General features: G+C 45.8%; 17 protein-coding genes. 12 read left to right on the top strand and 5 right to left on the bottom strand.

What is annotated here, in order from left to right; genetic code table 11:
* Positions 1–234: 234 nt before the first annotated feature.
* From ACVA53_RS22535 to ACVA53_RS22480, 12 genes are all read left to right on the top strand, one after another.
* Positions 235–1,230: a substrate-binding domain-containing protein gene (locus ACVA53_RS22535; RefSeq protein WP_446506315.1), complete on the top strand. Its 996-nt coding sequence runs from the start codon at positions 235–237 to the stop codon at positions 1,228–1,230.
* Between the two features lie 32 nt (positions 1,231–1,262).
* Complete coding sequence (locus ACVA53_RS22530; RefSeq protein ID WP_446506330.1) at positions 1,263–2,267, top strand: ABC transporter substrate-binding protein; 1,005 nt, start codon at positions 1,263–1,265, stop codon at positions 2,265–2,267.
* A 35-nt stretch (positions 2,268–2,302) separates the two neighbouring features.
* Positions 2,303–3,115 carry an ABC transporter permease gene (locus ACVA53_RS22525; protein ID WP_446506314.1) on the top strand — a complete coding sequence of 271 codons (813 nt, stop codon included), beginning with the start codon at positions 2,303–2,305 and terminating at the stop codon, positions 3,113–3,115.
* Between the two features lie 3 nt (positions 3,116–3,118).
* The gene (locus ACVA53_RS22520; protein WP_446506313.1) at positions 3,119–3,901 is read left to right on the top strand and encodes an ABC transporter permease; all 783 of its coding nucleotides are present in this window, start codon (positions 3,119–3,121) and stop codon (positions 3,899–3,901) included.
* A gap of 27 nt (positions 3,902–3,928) precedes the next feature.
* Positions 3,929–5,005 (top strand): ABC transporter ATP-binding protein, encoded by a 1,077-nt coding sequence (locus tag ACVA53_RS22515; RefSeq protein ID WP_446506312.1) that lies wholly within the window; start codon positions 3,929–3,931, stop codon positions 5,003–5,005.
* 3 nt (positions 5,006–5,008) lie between these two features.
* The gene (locus ACVA53_RS22510) at positions 5,009–5,824 is read left to right on the top strand and encodes a phosphodiesterase (RefSeq protein ID WP_446506311.1); all 816 of its coding nucleotides are present in this window, start codon (positions 5,009–5,011) and stop codon (positions 5,822–5,824) included.
* 70 nt (positions 5,825–5,894) lie between these two features.
* Entirely contained in the window at positions 5,895–6,353 is a 459-nt protein-coding gene (locus ACVA53_RS22505) for a hypothetical protein (protein ID WP_446506310.1), read from the top strand.
* 185 nt (positions 6,354–6,538) lie between these two features.
* The gene (locus tag ACVA53_RS22500; RefSeq protein ID WP_446506309.1) at positions 6,539–6,865 is read left to right on the top strand and encodes a VOC family protein; all 327 of its coding nucleotides are present in this window, start codon (positions 6,539–6,541) and stop codon (positions 6,863–6,865) included.
* 486 nt (positions 6,866–7,351) lie between these two features.
* On the top strand, positions 7,352–7,657 hold the full coding sequence (locus tag ACVA53_RS22495) for a hypothetical protein (protein ID WP_446506308.1): 306 nt from the start codon (positions 7,352–7,354) through the stop codon (positions 7,655–7,657).
* 438 nt (positions 7,658–8,095) lie between these two features.
* Entirely contained in the window at positions 8,096–8,878 is a 783-nt protein-coding gene (locus ACVA53_RS22490; RefSeq protein WP_446506307.1) for a carbohydrate-binding protein, read from the top strand.
* Between the two features lie 83 nt (positions 8,879–8,961).
* A complete protein-coding gene (locus tag ACVA53_RS22485; protein ID WP_255044946.1) occupies positions 8,962–9,984 on the top strand; it encodes a KTSC domain-containing protein in 1,023 nt (340 codons plus the stop codon).
* A 251-nt stretch (positions 9,985–10,235) separates the two neighbouring features.
* Positions 10,236–11,399 carry a patatin-like phospholipase family protein gene (locus ACVA53_RS22480; protein ID WP_446506306.1) on the top strand — a complete coding sequence of 388 codons (1,164 nt, stop codon included), beginning with the start codon at positions 10,236–10,238 and terminating at the stop codon, positions 11,397–11,399.
* A gap of 22 nt (positions 11,400–11,421) precedes the next feature.
* Here ACVA53_RS22480 and ACVA53_RS22475 read toward each other — a convergent pair whose 3' ends face one another.
* Genes ACVA53_RS22475 through ACVA53_RS22455 form a run of 5 tightly spaced genes read right to left on the bottom strand, consistent with a single transcriptional unit; the run spans position 11,422 to position 16,026 of the window.
* Positions 11,422–11,748, bottom strand: coding sequence for a cytochrome C oxidase subunit IV family protein (locus ACVA53_RS22475; protein WP_446506305.1), 327 nt, complete (start codon positions 11,746–11,748; stop codon positions 11,422–11,424).
* Between the two features lie 11 nt (positions 11,749–11,759).
* Complete coding sequence (locus ACVA53_RS22470) at positions 11,760–12,461, bottom strand: heme-copper oxidase subunit III family protein (RefSeq protein ID WP_446506304.1); 702 nt, start codon at positions 12,459–12,461, stop codon at positions 11,760–11,762.
* Positions 12,462–12,476: 15 nt separating this feature from the next.
* Positions 12,477–13,067 carry a cytochrome c oxidase subunit 3 gene (locus ACVA53_RS22465; RefSeq protein WP_446506303.1) on the bottom strand — a complete coding sequence of 197 codons (591 nt, stop codon included), beginning with the start codon at positions 13,065–13,067 and terminating at the stop codon, positions 12,477–12,479.
* Entirely contained in the window at positions 13,064–14,863 is a 1,800-nt protein-coding gene (gene ctaD, locus ACVA53_RS22460) for a cytochrome c oxidase subunit I (protein WP_446506302.1), read from the bottom strand. The genes ACVA53_RS22465 and ctaD overlap by 4 nt, the downstream gene beginning before the upstream one ends.
* On the bottom strand, positions 14,863–16,026 hold the full coding sequence (locus ACVA53_RS22455) for a cytochrome c oxidase subunit II (protein WP_446506301.1): 1,164 nt from the start codon (positions 16,024–16,026) through the stop codon (positions 14,863–14,865). Before ACVA53_RS22455 ends, ctaD begins: the two co-directional genes overlap by 1 nt.
* Positions 16,027–16,244 lie beyond the last annotated feature (218 nt).

Raw genomic sequence — 16,244 nt, 5'->3', positions numbered from 1 at the left:
CAACGACTTATCCAGATTGGTGTAACTGTGATCTTCGTCGTATTTTTTGTTGATTCAATAAATCATGGAACAGACTAGGAATCAGCATGAAACAAATGCATTTCATGGTGAAAGTTGTCGTTAAAATCCATTAAACTCTGCGAAAAATATGCGATTAAGTGACTTTTTGGCTTTTCTTGTCACAAAATCGTCATTTCTAGCCCCTATTCTGCCCTTCATTCCTTGGGAGGGGACATGAATATTAAAGATGTAGCCGCGTTGGCGGGTGTTTCTCCGGCAACTGTGTCGCGGTATTTGAATAATACCGGCTCGATTTGCCAGCAGACCCGCGAGCGTATTGGGAAGGTGGTTGAAGCGACAGGGTATAACCCGAAGCAAAAAGCCAAACGGATTGAAATGAATCACAATCCAACCATAGGTGTGTTGATCCCAAGTTTGTTGAACCCGGTGTTCTCAGAGATCGTCGCCGCTATACAAGAACGTGCCCGCCATTTTGGCTACTCCACCATTATTGTGGATACGCAATATGACAAAGGGCGTGAGCAACAGGCAGTTGTCGACCTTATTCGCCAGCGGGTTGGCGGGGTGATTTTGACCGTGGCCAATACTGAGCAAAATGAAGCACTGGCATTGCTCAAAGACTTTAACTTTCCAATTTGCCTGCTTTACAACAAATCCGCCGATCAGGAGCCATCGGTGTTTGTTGATAATTTCAGGGCCGGCTGGCTGGTAGCGGATGAGTTAATTGCCATGGGCCACTACCGATTAGGGGTTGCTGCGGGACACTTCAGTGCTTCTGACAGGGCAAGGCAGCGATATGAAGGTTTTAAACAGCGGATTGAGGAAGATAACAAAGCGGAATTGTCTTTGCTGCTCCAGGTAGACCCAACAGAGATGACACCTTATAACCAACATAAAGAGGTCATCACTGCTGCCATGGCGACAGCTTGGTTCTGTAGCAATGATTTACTGGCTCTGAAGATGATTAATCACTTTAGTCTGGCGGGGGTGAGAGTACCCGATGAGGTATCGGTCGTAGGATTTGATGGTATGTCTCTAGGGCAAATTGTCCATCCACCGTTGGCAACAGTAAGGGTTCCCCATAAAACGATGGGTAGCTGTGCGGTAGACCTTTTATTTAATTCAAAACATAACACCGACCTTTCATTACAGCGCGAACTGGATTTTCAGTTGAGTTTGGAAGGCACTGTGTCGGCAATAGATGCGTAACACCAACTTATTCATTGGATTGGAATGAAATGATGAAATGTAAACACCTGTCAAAAGTGGCATTGTTGACCATGGGTTTCGCCACCACAGCCGTTCAGGCAGCAGACGCGATTTGTTACAACTGTCCGCCAGAGTGGGCCAACTGGGGTGGGCAGCTTATTGAAATCAAAAAAGACCTGGGTATCAGTGTCCCTATGGACAACAAAAACTCTGGCCAGGCGCTTTCTCAGCTAGTTGCGGAGAAGAACAGCCCGGTTGCCGATGTGGTTTACTATGGGGTGTCTTTCGGGATTAATGCTGCCGCACAAGGCGTCGTTGAATCTTACAAACCGGCTAACTGGGAACAAATCCCCGAAGGGCTGAAGGATCCTGAAGGTAAATGGTTTGCTATCCATTCAGGCACTATGGGCTTCTTTGTTAATGCCGATGCCCTTGATGGGGCAGAAGTACCACAATCTTGGGATGATTTACTAAAGCCTGAGTACCGTGGCATGGTGGGTTACCTTGACCCAACCAGTGCTTTTGCCGGCTATGCCAGTGCGGTTGCGGTCAACGAAGCGATGGGGGGCGATCTGGACAACTTTACTCCAGCTATTGAATACTTCCAGCAGTTAAAGAAAAACCGCCCTATGGTTCCGCGCCAGACGGCTTATGCTCGTGTTATTTCGGGTGAGATCCCTATTCTGCTTGATTATGATTTCAATGCTTACCGGGCTAAATATAACGATATGGCCAATATCGAGTTTGTGATCCCAACGGAGGGTTCCATCGTGGTGCCTTATGTCATGAGCGCCGTGAAGAACTCACCGAACAAAGAAAATGGCCGACAAGTTTTGGATTATGTGTTGTCTGAAAAAGGTCAGCAGCATTGGGCCGAGGCATACCTGAGACCAGTTATCGCAGGCACAATGAGCGAAGAGACCCAATCTAAGTTCTTGCCAGATGCAGATTATGAGCGCGCGGTTACTGTAGATTTTGGCAAAATGGCTGAAGCACAGAATCATTTCGCAGAGCGTTACCTTAACGAAGTTAACTAATTAATAGGGTGGGGGTAACCCTGCCCTCTAGTGGCATGAATAAAAAAATACATCATGGTTTGCTAATTATTCCAGCTTTAATAATTAGCCTTGCTTTTTTCTTGTTGCCGGTGGCAAAGCTATTTTGGCTGTCATTTGAGAGCGACGGTGGAATGAGTTACTGGTATATATTGACTCGTCCAGCTTATTACTCGAGCTTACTTTCCACCATTGTTTTGTCGGTATTGGTAACCTTGGCCAGTTTGGTCATTTCAACCGTTATTGGCTTATTCCTGACTAAGAATGACTTTAAAGGCAAGTCATTGCTGGTCGCGATGCTGAGTTTCCCATTGGCCTTTCCGGGCGTGGTCATCGGCTTTTTCGTCATCATGCTGGCAGGCCGTCAGGGGCTGATTGCCCAAATTAGCCTGGCTCTAACCGGTGAGCGCTGGATGTTTGCCTACACCATGGCAGGTCTGTTCCTCGGTTATTTGTATTTCTCCATTCCTCGGGTCGTGCTGACGGTGATGGGCGCGGCTGAAAAGTTGGATCATAGCTTGCTCGAAGCAGGGCGATCCCTAGGGGCTAACCGCTGGCAAATCCTAAGGGATATTACCCTGCCGGCGCTGACTCCTGGTTTGATTTCATCGGGTTCGGTGTGCTTTGCCACCTCAATGGGGGCATTTGGTACCGCTTTCACATTGGCAACCAATATCAATGTGTTACCGATGACGATTTATACCGAGTTTACGCTTAATGCCAATTTTGCCATGGCGGCGGCACTTAGCCTGGTACTAGGTGGTATAACCTGGATTTGTTTGGCTGTTGCACGAATAAAAGGTGCTGCATCTGTCAGTATGGGAGGTTAAGTGATGAGAAAATATAAGTTCTTCTATGCCCAGCTGCTGTTCACTATTCTGACTTGTGCCTTTTTGATTGTTCCGGTGTTGATGTCAATTACCGCTGGCTTGACCAATAATTATTTTGTTGGGGTGAAGAGTGGCCTCACATTGAAATGGGTTGAGCAGGTATGGACGCTATATTCAGATACTATATGGCTAACACTACAAATTGCATTGGCTACTACCGTTATTAACATGCTAGTGGGGGTGCCATGTGCCTACTACCTTGCCAGTAAACGCACCAAATTCAGCGCGTTTTTTGAAGAGTGCCTAACCCTACCGATTGCAATTCCGGGTATGGCAATTTCATTGGGTATTATTTCTGTTTACGGTGGATTCAGTGATTTCCGTAGCAGTTGGTTATTTATCCTCGTCGGTCACGTTATTTTCACCTTGCCCTTTATGGTGAAGTCGGTATTGGCTGTGCTAAACAGTATCAACTTCAAAGTATTGGAAGAAGGGGCTGCAAGTTTGGGCGCGACATTCTGGCAGCGATTCTTTCATGTGATTGTACCGAATTGCAGAACGGGCATTATCAGCGGTATTTTGATGACCCTGACCCTGTCGGTTGGCGAATTCAACCTGACATGGATGCTTCATACGCCGTTGACCAAAACCTTGCCGGTCGGCTTGGCTGACTCCTATGCCTCGATGCGGCTTGAAGTGAGCTCAGCCTATACCTTGATCTTCTTGTGCTTGATTATGCCTTTGCTTGTGGCAGCGCAGATGTTTAACAAGAAAGCAGCGAAATAGCAGCGACTTTCAGTGAGATAACAAATAATGAGTTTAAAAAGTTCCAGCGTTGCCATTACGCTAAAAAATGTTCAAAAGACGTTTGACGACGGTACCCTAGCGCTAAAGCCATTGGATTTGGACATTGACGCCGGGGAGATTCTGGTGCTGCTTGGCCCATCGGGGTGCGGCAAGACAACCACACTGCGATTGATTGCCGGCCTCGAGTTTGCCGATGAAGGCAGCCAGATCATGTTTGGTGATCAGGATGTCACCCAGTTGCCGATTGAGTCACGCCGAGTTGGTATGGTTTTCCAGTCTTACGCCTTGTTCCCTAACATGAATGTCACTGAAAACATTGAGTACGGCCTGCGTGTTCGGGGTGAGAAGAAAGAGCTTCGCCAGCCTAAAGTGGCGGAAATGCTTGAAATGTTTGACCTGACACCTTATGCCAACCGCAGTATTGATCAATTATCTGGTGGTCAGCGCCAGCGTGTTGCCTTGGCTCGGGCGATTATTACCCAGCCTCAGGTTCTGTTGTTGGATGAACCGCTTTCGGCATTGGATGCTCAGCTGAAGAAGCGCTTGCGCACCGATATCAATGCGCTGCTAAAACGCTTGGGTATTACTGCGATTTACGTAACACATGATCAGGAAGAAGCCATGGTGATGGGTGATCGTATCGCTGTGCTGGAACATGGTGAAATAGCCCAAATAGGCAGTGCCGAAGACATTTACCTAGCGCCGAAAAGTAAATTTGTTGCTGACTTTATTGGCCAGATGAATTACCTGGTTGGTGTTCGCTCAGGCGATGTACTTGATTTAGGTGAAGGTGCTGCCATGCCCCTTTCATCGGATCTTCTGCATGGGGTCGAAACCGGAAAGGCGGTAACGGCAATGGTTCGCCCTGAAGATATCGAACTATTTCCAGTTGGGCAGCAGGGAGTACCGGGTAAGGTGACGTCCAGTGTATTCCTGGGTGATAGAACCCGAGTTATGGTAGAAGTGGGTGAGGAGCAGGAACCTGTTTGCGTCGATTGCTTTGCCCGTGAGGAGTACACCGATCAGCAAAATATCGTGTTGGTGTTTAACCCGCAACGTGTCGTCTTGTTGAAGGGGCAATAATTCATGTTGATCGCACAATTAACTGATCTGCATATCAAGAAGGCGGGAAAACAGGCATACCGTAAGGTTGATACCCTAAAATGTCTTCAAAATGCCGTTGAGCACATCAATAACCTCAAACCTATGCCAGATATGGTTGTTATTACCGGTGATTTAGCGGACTTTGGTGAGCCTTGTGAGTACGAGGTGATTTATCCTGAGTTAGCCAAACTCAAGCCTAAACTTAAGGTGGTACCGGGTAACCACGACCACCGTACTCACTTGCGTGAAGCGCTTGGCTCTATTGCCACGTTCGCCGAGCATGAGTATTGCCATTTCTCCGAATCGGAGGGGGGATACCAATTGATAGGGCTTGATACTTCCGTGATTGGCAAGCCATATGGGATGTTGGCACAGTCTTCTCTGGAGTGGTTGGATAAGGAATTGGCGCATTGCCAAGGTCAACCAACCTTGCTGTTTATGCACCACCCTCCAATGGCTGTGGGCTTGTCACATATGGATGTCCAGAAGCTGCTCAATGACGATGAGCTTTGCCAGGTATTGCAGCGCTATCCCCATGTTAAAGGTATTGTTGCGGGACACTTGCATCGGCCTATTTTTGCTACTTGGCAGGGACTACCGGTATGGGTGGGTCCTTCCCACAGCCATTCGGTGTCACTGGATCTCGATCCCAATGCGCCATCGTCTTTTTCGTTAGAGCCAGTAGCTATTCAGCTGTTTAGCTTGTCACCGCAAGGGGTCACCAGCCATATCAGCTATATTGATGATGCTGACGGGCCTTACCCTTTCTTTGATGAAAATAATCAACTTATCGACTAATCCAGTCGTTTGATAATTAGTGCCTTTGCCGGTAGCAAGGGCACATCATTTCTGATTAATGAAGAATCTGATGCTAGCTGAATTTCGTGTATTTCCCATTGCTGATTGGCGGCTTTTATATCAAAAAATGGACCTTGCTATAAAAGGGGGTATTAACCGCCTTGAGCAAATGCTGATTTCTGTTTCCATATTGGCTGGTTATGATCGTGGTAATGGCAAGGTTGACGAGGTTTCCAGTTGGCTTGCAGGAAATTTCAGCTGGATACCGTCCAGTGCCCGAAATAGGTACGTTGCATTGTTTGGTGAAGAGGTGTTTCACTTCTTGGCAGGCGTCGAATCTCCCGAAGATATGGGGGACTTAATTACGGGCGATATTTATTCCGCAGAAATTGATTACCTAATCAGCGAAGACTATGTTGTGTTTGCTGAGGATATTCTGTGGCGCCACCATCAGTTGGGTTGGTCCTTGTCGGCAGGCGAGCAAACTGCAATCTATCGTTATCTCAGCAAAACCTGGATAGATCAATAAAGTGTTCGATTAGCCTAAGACAGGCGTAGTGAGTAATACGTAACTCTATATTTTTATTAAGTAAATTTGTCGAACCAAACTCAGGCATTAATTTCATATTTCCCCTAAAGGCAACTATCCTTTCATCATCTTCCCACCACAATTGAGGGCAATGAGTGCCTTCAGGCTGTTAGAGAGGTGAAACGATGAACCCTTATCCACGAACGTTCTCCCATATTGGTATCTCGGTACCGGATCTCGAAGCTGCAGTAAAATTCTATAAGAACCCTGAAGATAATTTCGAGTATTGGAAAACCGGTATCTTTCATTTCTGTGTGCAGGATCCCGATGTTGAAGGCTTAGCCGAGAAAGTGGTTGCTGCTGGTGGTAAAAAACGGATGAAAGCGCCTCGTTACTACTACCCGGGAGAGAAGCCTTACCGCATGATCTATATGGAAGACCCGTTCGGCAATATTCTGGAAATCTATTCCCATAGCTATGAGCTAACTTACTCTGCTGGCGCTTATAACTGACTCAGTTTTTCCATACAAAAGCCTCATTTAAAGTGACACCTTTGAATGAGGCTCTGTTGTAGTTACGTTTTGCTGGGTTATTGATGCTATGAGGTGTAACTAGCTTCTGCTTTGGGGGTAAGTTTCAGGTTGGCCTATGTCGATACTCTATTACCCACTTTTCCACCTACGACTCACGGATAGTATCTATGTTTTTATGGAATACTTTAAACTTTCTGATCACTGAATAATAGCAAAATGATTTTACAGCTTGAGTCAACAACGCCTGTATAGTTCATGTTGTTGAGCATTAGAGGGGGAGCTAGTATATACATACACCCTACATCGATTTTTTTATGAAATTGTGCAATGCATCTAGATAAATTGAAACAAACAAAGTAGACAATGAAAATTTATTAAAGGTAATCCCGAAACGTGACCTGATATTGTTACGTTTACCATTCAGGATTGATATTTTTCTGTTATTTATAACGGAAAGTTAATTTCATGAAAAAGATACTATCTCTTCTTATATTCCTGAGCCAGATAGTTTTCCCCTCAGCACTGGCTGAAGATACTCTTCGAGTAGCCACATATAACAGTAAATTCTTATCAGCCTGCATGAATAAAGGGCGGGTGATCAATTACCAATACGTTGCTGACAAGTTGGGCGATGTAGATGTAATTGCACTGCAGGAAGTTCGGGATAGATATTCTGTCGAGCGCTATTTTACGCCCGATAAATGGAGTGTAATCATGGATGATGATAGCACTGATGATATGAACCTTTCCTATATGGTACGTAAGGTGTGATATATCGACTTGAGTCTAGGAATTTAAAAAACGCAGACAAAATAACTGATTTTTTTTGACAAAAAAACTCTAACTTTATAGATGAGAGGCGTGTTCTAAAATTAATAATAAGTCATGGTGAAAAAGAAACGCTCATTTTAAATCATCATGCTAAATCACGATATAACGGAAGAAAAGTTACAGAACCGACAAGAGTGGCTTCCTTGTTAATGTAACGGATAAATTTCTTTAAATGACTGGGTTACCTATGGGGTCAAAAGCCAATCTAAAACCAACAGCATTATTGAGCGAGTTGACCCAAGCGTTACAGGGAGACGATTAAATAACAGAGACAGCTATGAAATTTTGATAGATTAAGTTGCTTACTCATTTAGCAAGGAAAATAAAACGTTCAAGTTTTGTGAGAGTTAGTTAAATTATTTATAGAAAGGGAATTTAATGAAAAATAAATGGTGGTTACTGCTTTTTTTAGCATTTTTCAATGCAAAGGCTTTTGCATACGATAAATGGGATAAAGATGCTCAATATAATGTAGGCGATATTGTTGAAAGTAACGGGGTTGTTTATGTTTCTACGCACTGGAATCAAGGAACACAACCAGTAGACAATGATAATAAATGGGATGGTTGGATTAAACTAAACGAGACAAACCCTGAGTGGAATGCTGATACCACATATACTGGTGGTGATATTGTTGCCTACAATGGTGATATATACCTATCAAAACAGTGGAATAAAAAAGCTGCACCTAACGTCAGCGGGCATTGGATTAAGATTGTTGGTAATGTCAAACCCGTAGATCCACCGACGGAAAAACCAGACCCAGAAAGTAAGGAAGCCATTCTAGGTAAAGATACGAATAAAAACGGTATCAGCGATGAATTTGAAACTATCATCGCCGAAAACTACAGTTCAGAAGGCGATATCAAGCTAGCCAGTGCCGCTGCCATCCAATGGCGTTTAATGACGGAAGTTTTCTTTTCTGACGAACCGATATCTAAGAAATTCGCAAGCGACGCCTTATACGAGTCATCATTCATTTATAGCTGTATTTACCAAAAGAAAAAAGCCGATCGTAAATACATCTCTGTAAATCGATTGTATTTCACAACAATCGATAGATCAGCAGCATACCGCAAAGCTCAAGTGAAACTGCTTGAGGCCAACAACCATGAAAGGCCTAAAGAAGTTTCAGAAGAAGACTGTGCAATTTACGATTAAAAGGGACAAAAATGAGACACTTATTACTAATACTATCCGCTCTGGTTCCTTCGTCGTATACGTACGCTAACTGCACCCAAAATGTGGATAAGTTTAACCTGTTTTATGTAAATGGAATGTTCACGAACAGCGAGGCATTTTCTCAAAACATACTAGAAATAAAACGCTTTTATGGCCAAAATCTCGCTGAATTGGACGTGACGAATTCAGGCGTTATCGTCGATGGTGAGCACAATCCAAGTGAATCTTTCTTATCGCAATTTGAGCAGGTGGCTAAACATAAGTTTTCTGAATTAAGCGTCAGCGAGGCCTCACAAGCCGAGATAGCGAGTTTGTTTAGCGGCTTCGAAGCAGCGGAATCGTTGCAAGATGATGTTACTGAAACTACCACTGTACTTAATAGTATTTTGGCTGAAATTGACAATACCTATGGTCAGGATGGCACATATACCCGCTCTGTTGCTAAGTTAACCAGCCTGCTAAATGAATGTAAGAGGACCATGATAATTGGGCATAGCCAAGGTAATTTCTATGCTAACGCTCTCCTTGATGGTATGTATAGTTCATTTACATACCAAGATGGTTCTACATTGCTTCAGTATCCGATGCTTGGGTATTTCGGCTTTGCATTGCCAACGAGCTCTGTCGGTGGAACAACTGGTCAGTATTATTTCCCAGAATTGGTAGACCATATTACTAACGATAATGATTTTATTATGGCCGCTGTTAGACACACACTAGGCGCTGTTCCGGCAAATTATAATAACTCGTTTACCTTTAGTGACTGGACTGGACATGCACTCACAACGTCCTATCTCGATAAGCAAGGGCAGAGCCATAGGGCATCAATAAGCATCAAAGATATTGCACGGCAATTCGTCCCTATGCCGCTCACAGAACAACATAGGGCAAATAGCTCATCTATCAATAGTTATGGGTACAGTATTCATAGCGAAGTGTTGGACATTGAGTTTCACGACAACTCGTCATACCGCTATGTATACGTACCTCGCAACGTCCTAGAGGGTTTCCATGAGGCGGGTTCAAAGGGGGGCTACTTTAACTCACAAATTCGCGATAAATACCAATTTATAAAGATGAATTAACTCCAGTTAGCCATGACAGCTGCGGCATTGCTCGATATCGATTCATGCCCGATCGAAGGGTTTTAAATGGATAAGATTGTATCTTGGTTCTAATAGAAATCATCTGATTTAAATATAAGCCCGCCAAAGTGATTGCTTTGGCGGGTTTTTTTATTTGTTTTGGGGTTTTCCTATATCATATTCAAAGCTTTATTCAGTATTGCGACAGCCACTGCCAATACAATATTGGTAGTGGAAATGGAGGGGGGTGAATGATGCAGCGCTGGGTAGGATTATTGTTAGTGGTTTTACTCTCTGCCTGCAGCAGTACGGAGCGCAGTGCTGATCCTCTAACTTATACCATGATGCCTCATTCATTTGAGGAGATCCGGATGTGGGATGAATTTAATCCTGAAGGGTTAAATGCCATGATCCAAACCAACACGGACAGTTGGATCGAGGAGCATCAGAATAAGCCAAGCCTAAACTACTTGGCCTTATCGGGAGGTGGGTTCAATGGTGCATTTTCAGCCGGTATTTTGACGGCTTGGACTGAACAAGGCGATAGGCCGCATTTTGATGTTGTCACTGGGATCTCGACAGGGGCAATCGTTTCTGTGTTTGCCTTTCTTGGCAGTGATTATGATGATGTGCTGACTGAACTGTACACAGAGACAGACTTTAATGACCTTTTTCGCTACAGAAATTTATTTTCTCTTGTTAGGCACCAGTCGATTCTTGATACCTCTCCGTTTGAGCAAAAAGTCCGTCAAATTGTGACCGATGATTTAGTCCGTGAGATTGCGAAGCAGACCGAAAGTGGCCGGCAACTGATGATTGGGACTGCCAATATTGACAACCAACGTTTGGCTTTGTGGAATATTGGCAGAATTGCCAATTATGGCACGCCACAAGCGACAGCATTGATCCAAGAGTTAATCATTGCAAGTAGTTCAGTACCGGGGGCATTTCCGGCCAGGAAAATCGAATTTGAACAAGGCGGTCAACATTTCGATGAACTGCATGTCGATGGTGGGGTGGTACGCCAAGTCTTTTTTACCCCATCATGGGTCGATTTGAGTGATATTAAAGTAGAACAAAATCTCTATGTTATTCGAAACGGTAGTCTAAAGTCTGATTTTCAACCGGTTTCTTACCGATTGAGTCATATCAGCGAGAGGGCAATCAATACCTTAATGCTTAATCAGGGGATAGGAGATGTTGAGCATATTTACCATAATGCTCACCAGCAGGGCATGAATTTCAACTTAGCGTATATTGATGAAGACTTTGAAGCGCCGGAAGAGGCTTCACCTTATAGTGGAGAGTTTATGACAGCACTATTTGGTTATAGTTATCAAAAAATGCAGGGGGGCAACGCTTGGCAGGCTGCCCCACCTTCATTGCCTGCATTTTACCGTATCGAAGCAAAATAACTCTATAGGCATAGGCTGGCGGTTAACTGAAGAACATCTCCCGAAGTGCAAAGATATAATCAGCTTCGCTGATCATTAGGGCGATAAGCACCAAGAGTACCAGAGGTGGCAGGAATATAGTGCAGACCAATGCCATCCGCTCCCATAGCATGTGCATGAAGATACTGGCAATTAGACCTGCTTTAATGGCCATAAAGAGCAATATCAAACTCCATCTCAGCATTCCTTCTAATTGGTAGAAATCCACCATATAAGATAAGGCACTCAACACAAACAGGAGCAACCAGATCCCCAAGTAAAGGCTTATGGGGTGTTTTTGCTGTGTGTTAGTTTTGGTTGAGCTAGTCATATGCGTGCCCCCTACCAGAGATAGAAAAACGCAAAGATGAAGACCCAAACTAGGTCGACGAAGTGCCAGTACAAGCCAGCGATTTCAACGATTTCATAATTGCTTTGTTGTTTACTGCTTCCTCGACGCTCATAATCTCCCCGCCAGACTTTCCAAGCCACAATAAGCAGATAAATCACCCCAACGGAGACATGCAAGCCATGGAATCCTGTGATCATGAAAAAGCAGGCACCAAATTGGGTCGCGCCAGCCTCGTTCTCCCAAGGACGGAAGCCATCTTCTATCAGCTTAGTCCACTCAAACGCTTGCATTCCAACAAAGCTGAGGCCAAATAAAGCGGTGATCAGCATGAGCAAGGCGGTAACACCGCGCTTTTGTTGATAACCACAGTTAACCGCCATAGCCATGGTGCCGCTGCTGGTGATGAGGATAAATGTCATGATGGCAATCAATACCAATGGAATAGATTGCCCTGCAATTGTGAGGGCAAAAACGTCACTGGGAATCGGCCAAGGTTCGGTGGTTGTCATACGCACTGCCATGTACCCGACCAAAAAACAGCCAAAGACGAAGATATCGCTGAGCAAAAATATCCACATCATGGTTTTGTTGGATGAAACATTGAAAACCGCTTTGTCAGCAGAGTAGTCGTTGACTATTGATGCCCACGCGTGGTGAGTTGGGTGGTCATCGGTATAAATAGAACGAGGCATGGGGGTAACCTCCCATTACGTCAGTCGGAGTAGGCCGAGTAAAAACAGCCAGACGAATAATAAGAAATGCCAGTAGCGGGTACAAAGCCTAAGTGCAGGATAGAGTTGGTTGCGATGGCCGCTCCCAGCATGGAAAACCACCCAGCTCAGGGCAATGAGTCCACCAAGCACGTGTAACCCGTGCAATCCTGTCAATAAATAAAAAAAGCTTGCCGCTGGGTTCGCCCCAACGCCCAAGTTGGCCGATAGTAGTGCTTGCCAAGCCCACAGTTGGCTAAAGACAAACCCCAAAGTAAATGCGACAGACCAAATTAACAGGGTGTGGCTGGCACGCAATGATGGCAGCAGTGCTGATTTGCGATAGCACAGGTGGATGGTGATACAGCTCATCACTAGCATCACCGTGCTGACAGCAAGTTGCCAAGGTTCGTTGACAGCTTGCCAGTCAGGCAGCGTCATTCTGATCCGGTAAGCAACCGTAAATAGGAAAAAGAACATCGTGATAACGGCGATAAGCAACCATACCGCCGTGGATGTTGGCGCTTGGCGTTGGCTGGCGTAACGAGCGTCAGGATCTTGGGTGAGCGTTTGTAGTGGCTTGTTCATGATCGCTCCTTATTGGCCTTTGCCGTTGGCTCGCTGCCACTCCCGCCGGATGAGGCAGAGGATGGCTCAGGTTCAGTCTGCGGTGCTTCCGGTGGCTGCGTTTGTGGTATGTAGTCTTTGTCATGACCGAGGACACTGAAGTCATAGGCCCAGCGATAAACCACAGGGAGCTCTTCTCCCCAGTTACCGTGTTTAGGTGGCGTGTCTGGGGTGAACCATTCCAGTGACGTCGCTTTCCATGGGTTACTGTCGGCCACTTTGCCAAACTTCCAGCTCCAGAATAGATTGATAAGAAAGAGGATCTGCGCAGCCCCAACAATTAAAGCGGCAATCGTGATAAAGGCGTTCATGGATTGAGCCGACTCTGGAATAAAGCTGTAATCATCCCAGTTGTAGTAACGTCTTGGCATGCCGAGGATCCCGAGGTAGTGCATCGGGAAATAAATGGCGTAGGTGCCAAGGAAGGTGACCCAAAAATGGATATGACCCATCACAGGGTTCATCATTTTGCCGGTGACTTTCGGGTACCAATGATATATCCCGCCGAAAATAACCAAAATCGGTGATACTCCCATTACCATGTGGAAGTGCGCTACCACAAAATAGGTATCGGAAAGCGGGATATCGACGATCACATTGCCAAGGAACAGACCGGTTAGCCCGCCGATGATAAAGCTACTCATAAAAGCGATAGCGAAAAGCATCGGTAGGTTGAGATGAATATCACCACGCCAGAGGGTAAATAGCCAGTTGTAGACCTTGATTGCCGTCGGCACCGCAATGACTAAGGTGGTGGTGGCAAAGAAAAAACCAAAGTAGGGATTCATGCCACTGACATACATATGGTGGGCCCAAACAATAAAGCTGAGTGCCGCGATTCCCAAGATAGCCCAGACCATCATCTTGTAGCCAAAGATATTTTTGCGGGCATGAATACTGATGAGATCCGAGACAATCCCAAACGCGGGTAGGGCAACGATATACACTTCGGGGTGGCCGAAGAACCAGAACAAGTGCTGGAACAGGATAGGACTACCGCCGTCGTAGCCTGTCTGCTGACCCAAGGAATATATCGCTGGCATAAAGAAGCTCGAACCGAGCAGTTTATCGAACAGCATCATAATCGCGCTGACCAATAAAGCAGGGAAAGCCAGCAAGGCCATAGCCGAAGCAGTGAAGATCCCCCATACGGTGAGTGGCATTCTGAGCAAGGTCATCCCCTCTGTACGGGCTTGCAGTACTGTGGTGACATAGTTCAGACCGCCCATGGTCGCGGCGACAATGAATACTGCCAGTGAGATCAGCATTAACACTATCCCCCAGTCTGTCCCCGGGGTGCCGGGCATAATGGCTTGAGGGGGGTATAGCGTCCATCCTGCCCCTGTCGGCCCACCAGTAACGAAGAAGCTCGCGATTAGGATTAGTGATGCCAGCAAGTAGAACCAGTAACTGAGCATATTGAGGAAGGGGAAAACCATATCCCGAGCCCCGACCATCAAGGGAATGAGATAGTTACCGAACCCGCCCAGGAATAAGGCTGTAAGTAGATAAACGACCATGATCATGCCGTGCAGGGTCATCGATTGATAGTACAGGTCGACATCGATGAAATCGAACTTGCCGGGAAAACCAAGCTGCAGCCGCATGATCCATGAAAGTACCAGCGCAATCATACCCATCGCAATGGCGGTTAGCGTATATTGGACGGCGATAACCTTGTGGTCTTGGCTCCAGACATATTGGGTCCAGAAAGATTGCGGACGCTTCTTCATTGCGTAGGGGCTGGTTTCGAACATTATTCTGCTCCCTCGTTATCGGCTCCGCCGGGATCTGCTTCATTGGAATGAGTTTGTGGCGATGACACCGCCTTAATGTAAGCAATGATGGCCGCCACTTCCTGATCGTTAAATTGATATACCGGCATGATGGCAGGGTAGCCTTTGACTACTTCGGCATTGGCGTTGAGGATGGCGACTTTGAGGTATTCATCGTCGACCAGTGCTTTCGTGTCATCAGACATTATTTCGGTTTTACCATAGAGCCCGAGCCAAGTTGGGCCAACGCCGGGTTTACCATCGATACTGTGGCACCCGATACAGCCATTCACTTCAGAAAGTGTTTTGCCGTGTTCGACAGGGTCGGTGATCGGCTGATTTACTTCTGATGCAGGTTGTTGGGTTTGGGCAAAGGTAGGCTGTTTAGCAAGCCAACGGCCAAATTGGGCGTCATCTTCTACAACAACTCTGCCGCGCATATTGAAATGTCCAACGCCACAGAGCTCGGCGCACAAGATATCGAAGGTGCCACGCCGGGTTGGGGTGAGCCAAAAGTGGGTGACGGTGCCGGGCACCATATCCATCTTGGCGCGAAATTGCGGGACGTTGAAATCATGCAAAACATCTTTGGATCTAAGCAGAAACTTATAAGGAGAATATAGGGGTAGATGTAACTCTGGGCTCAATATGATTTTATCGTCATTAGAGGCCGGATCATCAGGATCAAGCCCTAATGGGTTCGTCGAACTGATAAAACGGACATCTGATTTACCGAGTTGATTGTCTTCACCTGGAAAACGAAAGCTCCATTTCCACTGTTCGCCGATAACTTCAACTTCTTTTGCATCATCGGGTACAGCAACGAACTTGCCGTACACCACCAACCCCGGAGCTAAGAGACCAATAATAGCAACGGTCGTTAAGCCAATTAACCAGGCTTCAAGGCGTTTGTTATCTGGTTGGTAAGTCGATTTGTGTCCTCTGCGGTGGCGGTATTTGATCACGAACCAAGCAATCATTAAATTGATCACAATGAAAAACGCACCGGTGATCACCAAGGTCAGGTTAAGGGCACCGTCGATCTCGCCCCAATTGGATGACGCAGGGGTTAGCCACCATGGGCTTAGAAAATGAAAGGTAATGGATGCCACAACCATCACTATCAACACAATGGCAATTGCCATAATTCTGGTACCAATTCCGTCTTGTAGCATCCATGAAAAAGAGCAGAAAAAGAGTGATCCCAAAAGAGAGGAAGAAAATTCCTGTTCGAAAGTTTAGTGTAGGAATAATATATTTGCGAGCTAGTTAACTATTTTTCCCGGCTCCCGAATTCAACTCCGAAGTGCGACACCCTCTAATATCAAGCAGCCATAACCATCGTTTTAAAGACGACAGATGG

It is taken from the genome of Photobacterium sp. DNB23_23_1, from assembly GCF_052873815.1.
Note: the sequence above shows the minus strand (reverse complement) of the source record. Positions and strands in the feature narration are given on the sequence as shown.

What these genes read in the sequence shown, in the direction of transcription:
- ACVA53_RS22535 (WP_446506315.1), top strand. Translation starts at nt 235, where the DNA reads ATGAATATTAAAGATGTAGCCGCGTTGGCGGGTGTTTCTCCGGCAACT.
- ACVA53_RS22530 (WP_446506330.1), top strand. Translation starts at nt 1,263, where the DNA reads ATGAAATGTAAACACCTGTCAAAAGTGGCATTGTTGACCATGGGTTTC.
- ACVA53_RS22525 (WP_446506314.1), top strand. Translation starts at nt 2,303, where the DNA reads ATGAATAAAAAAATACATCATGGTTTGCTAATTATTCCAGCTTTAATA.
- ACVA53_RS22520 (WP_446506313.1), top strand. Translation starts at nt 3,119, where the DNA reads ATGAGAAAATATAAGTTCTTCTATGCCCAGCTGCTGTTCACTATTCTG.
- ACVA53_RS22515 (WP_446506312.1), top strand. Translation starts at nt 3,929, where the DNA reads ATGAGTTTAAAAAGTTCCAGCGTTGCCATTACGCTAAAAAATGTTCAA.
- ACVA53_RS22510 (WP_446506311.1), top strand. Translation starts at nt 5,009, where the DNA reads ATGTTGATCGCACAATTAACTGATCTGCATATCAAGAAGGCGGGAAAA.
- ACVA53_RS22505 (WP_446506310.1), top strand. Translation starts at nt 5,895, where the DNA reads ATGCTAGCTGAATTTCGTGTATTTCCCATTGCTGATTGGCGGCTTTTA.
- ACVA53_RS22500 (WP_446506309.1), top strand. Translation starts at nt 6,539, where the DNA reads ATGAACCCTTATCCACGAACGTTCTCCCATATTGGTATCTCGGTACCG.
- ACVA53_RS22495 (WP_446506308.1), top strand. Translation starts at nt 7,352, where the DNA reads ATGAAAAAGATACTATCTCTTCTTATATTCCTGAGCCAGATAGTTTTC.
- ACVA53_RS22490 (WP_446506307.1), top strand. Translation starts at nt 8,096, where the DNA reads ATGAAAAATAAATGGTGGTTACTGCTTTTTTTAGCATTTTTCAATGCA.
- ACVA53_RS22480 (WP_446506306.1), top strand. Translation starts at nt 10,236, where the DNA reads ATGATGCAGCGCTGGGTAGGATTATTGTTAGTGGTTTTACTCTCTGCC.
- ACVA53_RS22475 (WP_446506305.1), bottom strand. Translation starts at nt 11,748, where the DNA reads ATGACTAGCTCAACCAAAACTAACACACAGCAAAAACACCCCATAAGC.
- ACVA53_RS22470 (WP_446506304.1), bottom strand. Translation starts at nt 12,461, where the DNA reads ATGCCTCGTTCTATTTATACCGATGACCACCCAACTCACCACGCGTGG.
- ACVA53_RS22465 (WP_446506303.1), bottom strand. Translation starts at nt 13,067, where the DNA reads ATGAACAAGCCACTACAAACGCTCACCCAAGATCCTGACGCTCGTTAC.
- ctaD (WP_446506302.1), bottom strand. Translation starts at nt 14,863, where the DNA reads ATGTTCGAAACCAGCCCCTACGCAATGAAGAAGCGTCCGCAATCTTTC.
- ACVA53_RS22455 (WP_446506301.1), bottom strand. Translation starts at nt 16,026, where the DNA reads ATGGCAATTGCCATTGTGTTGATAGTGATGGTTGTGGCATCCATTACC.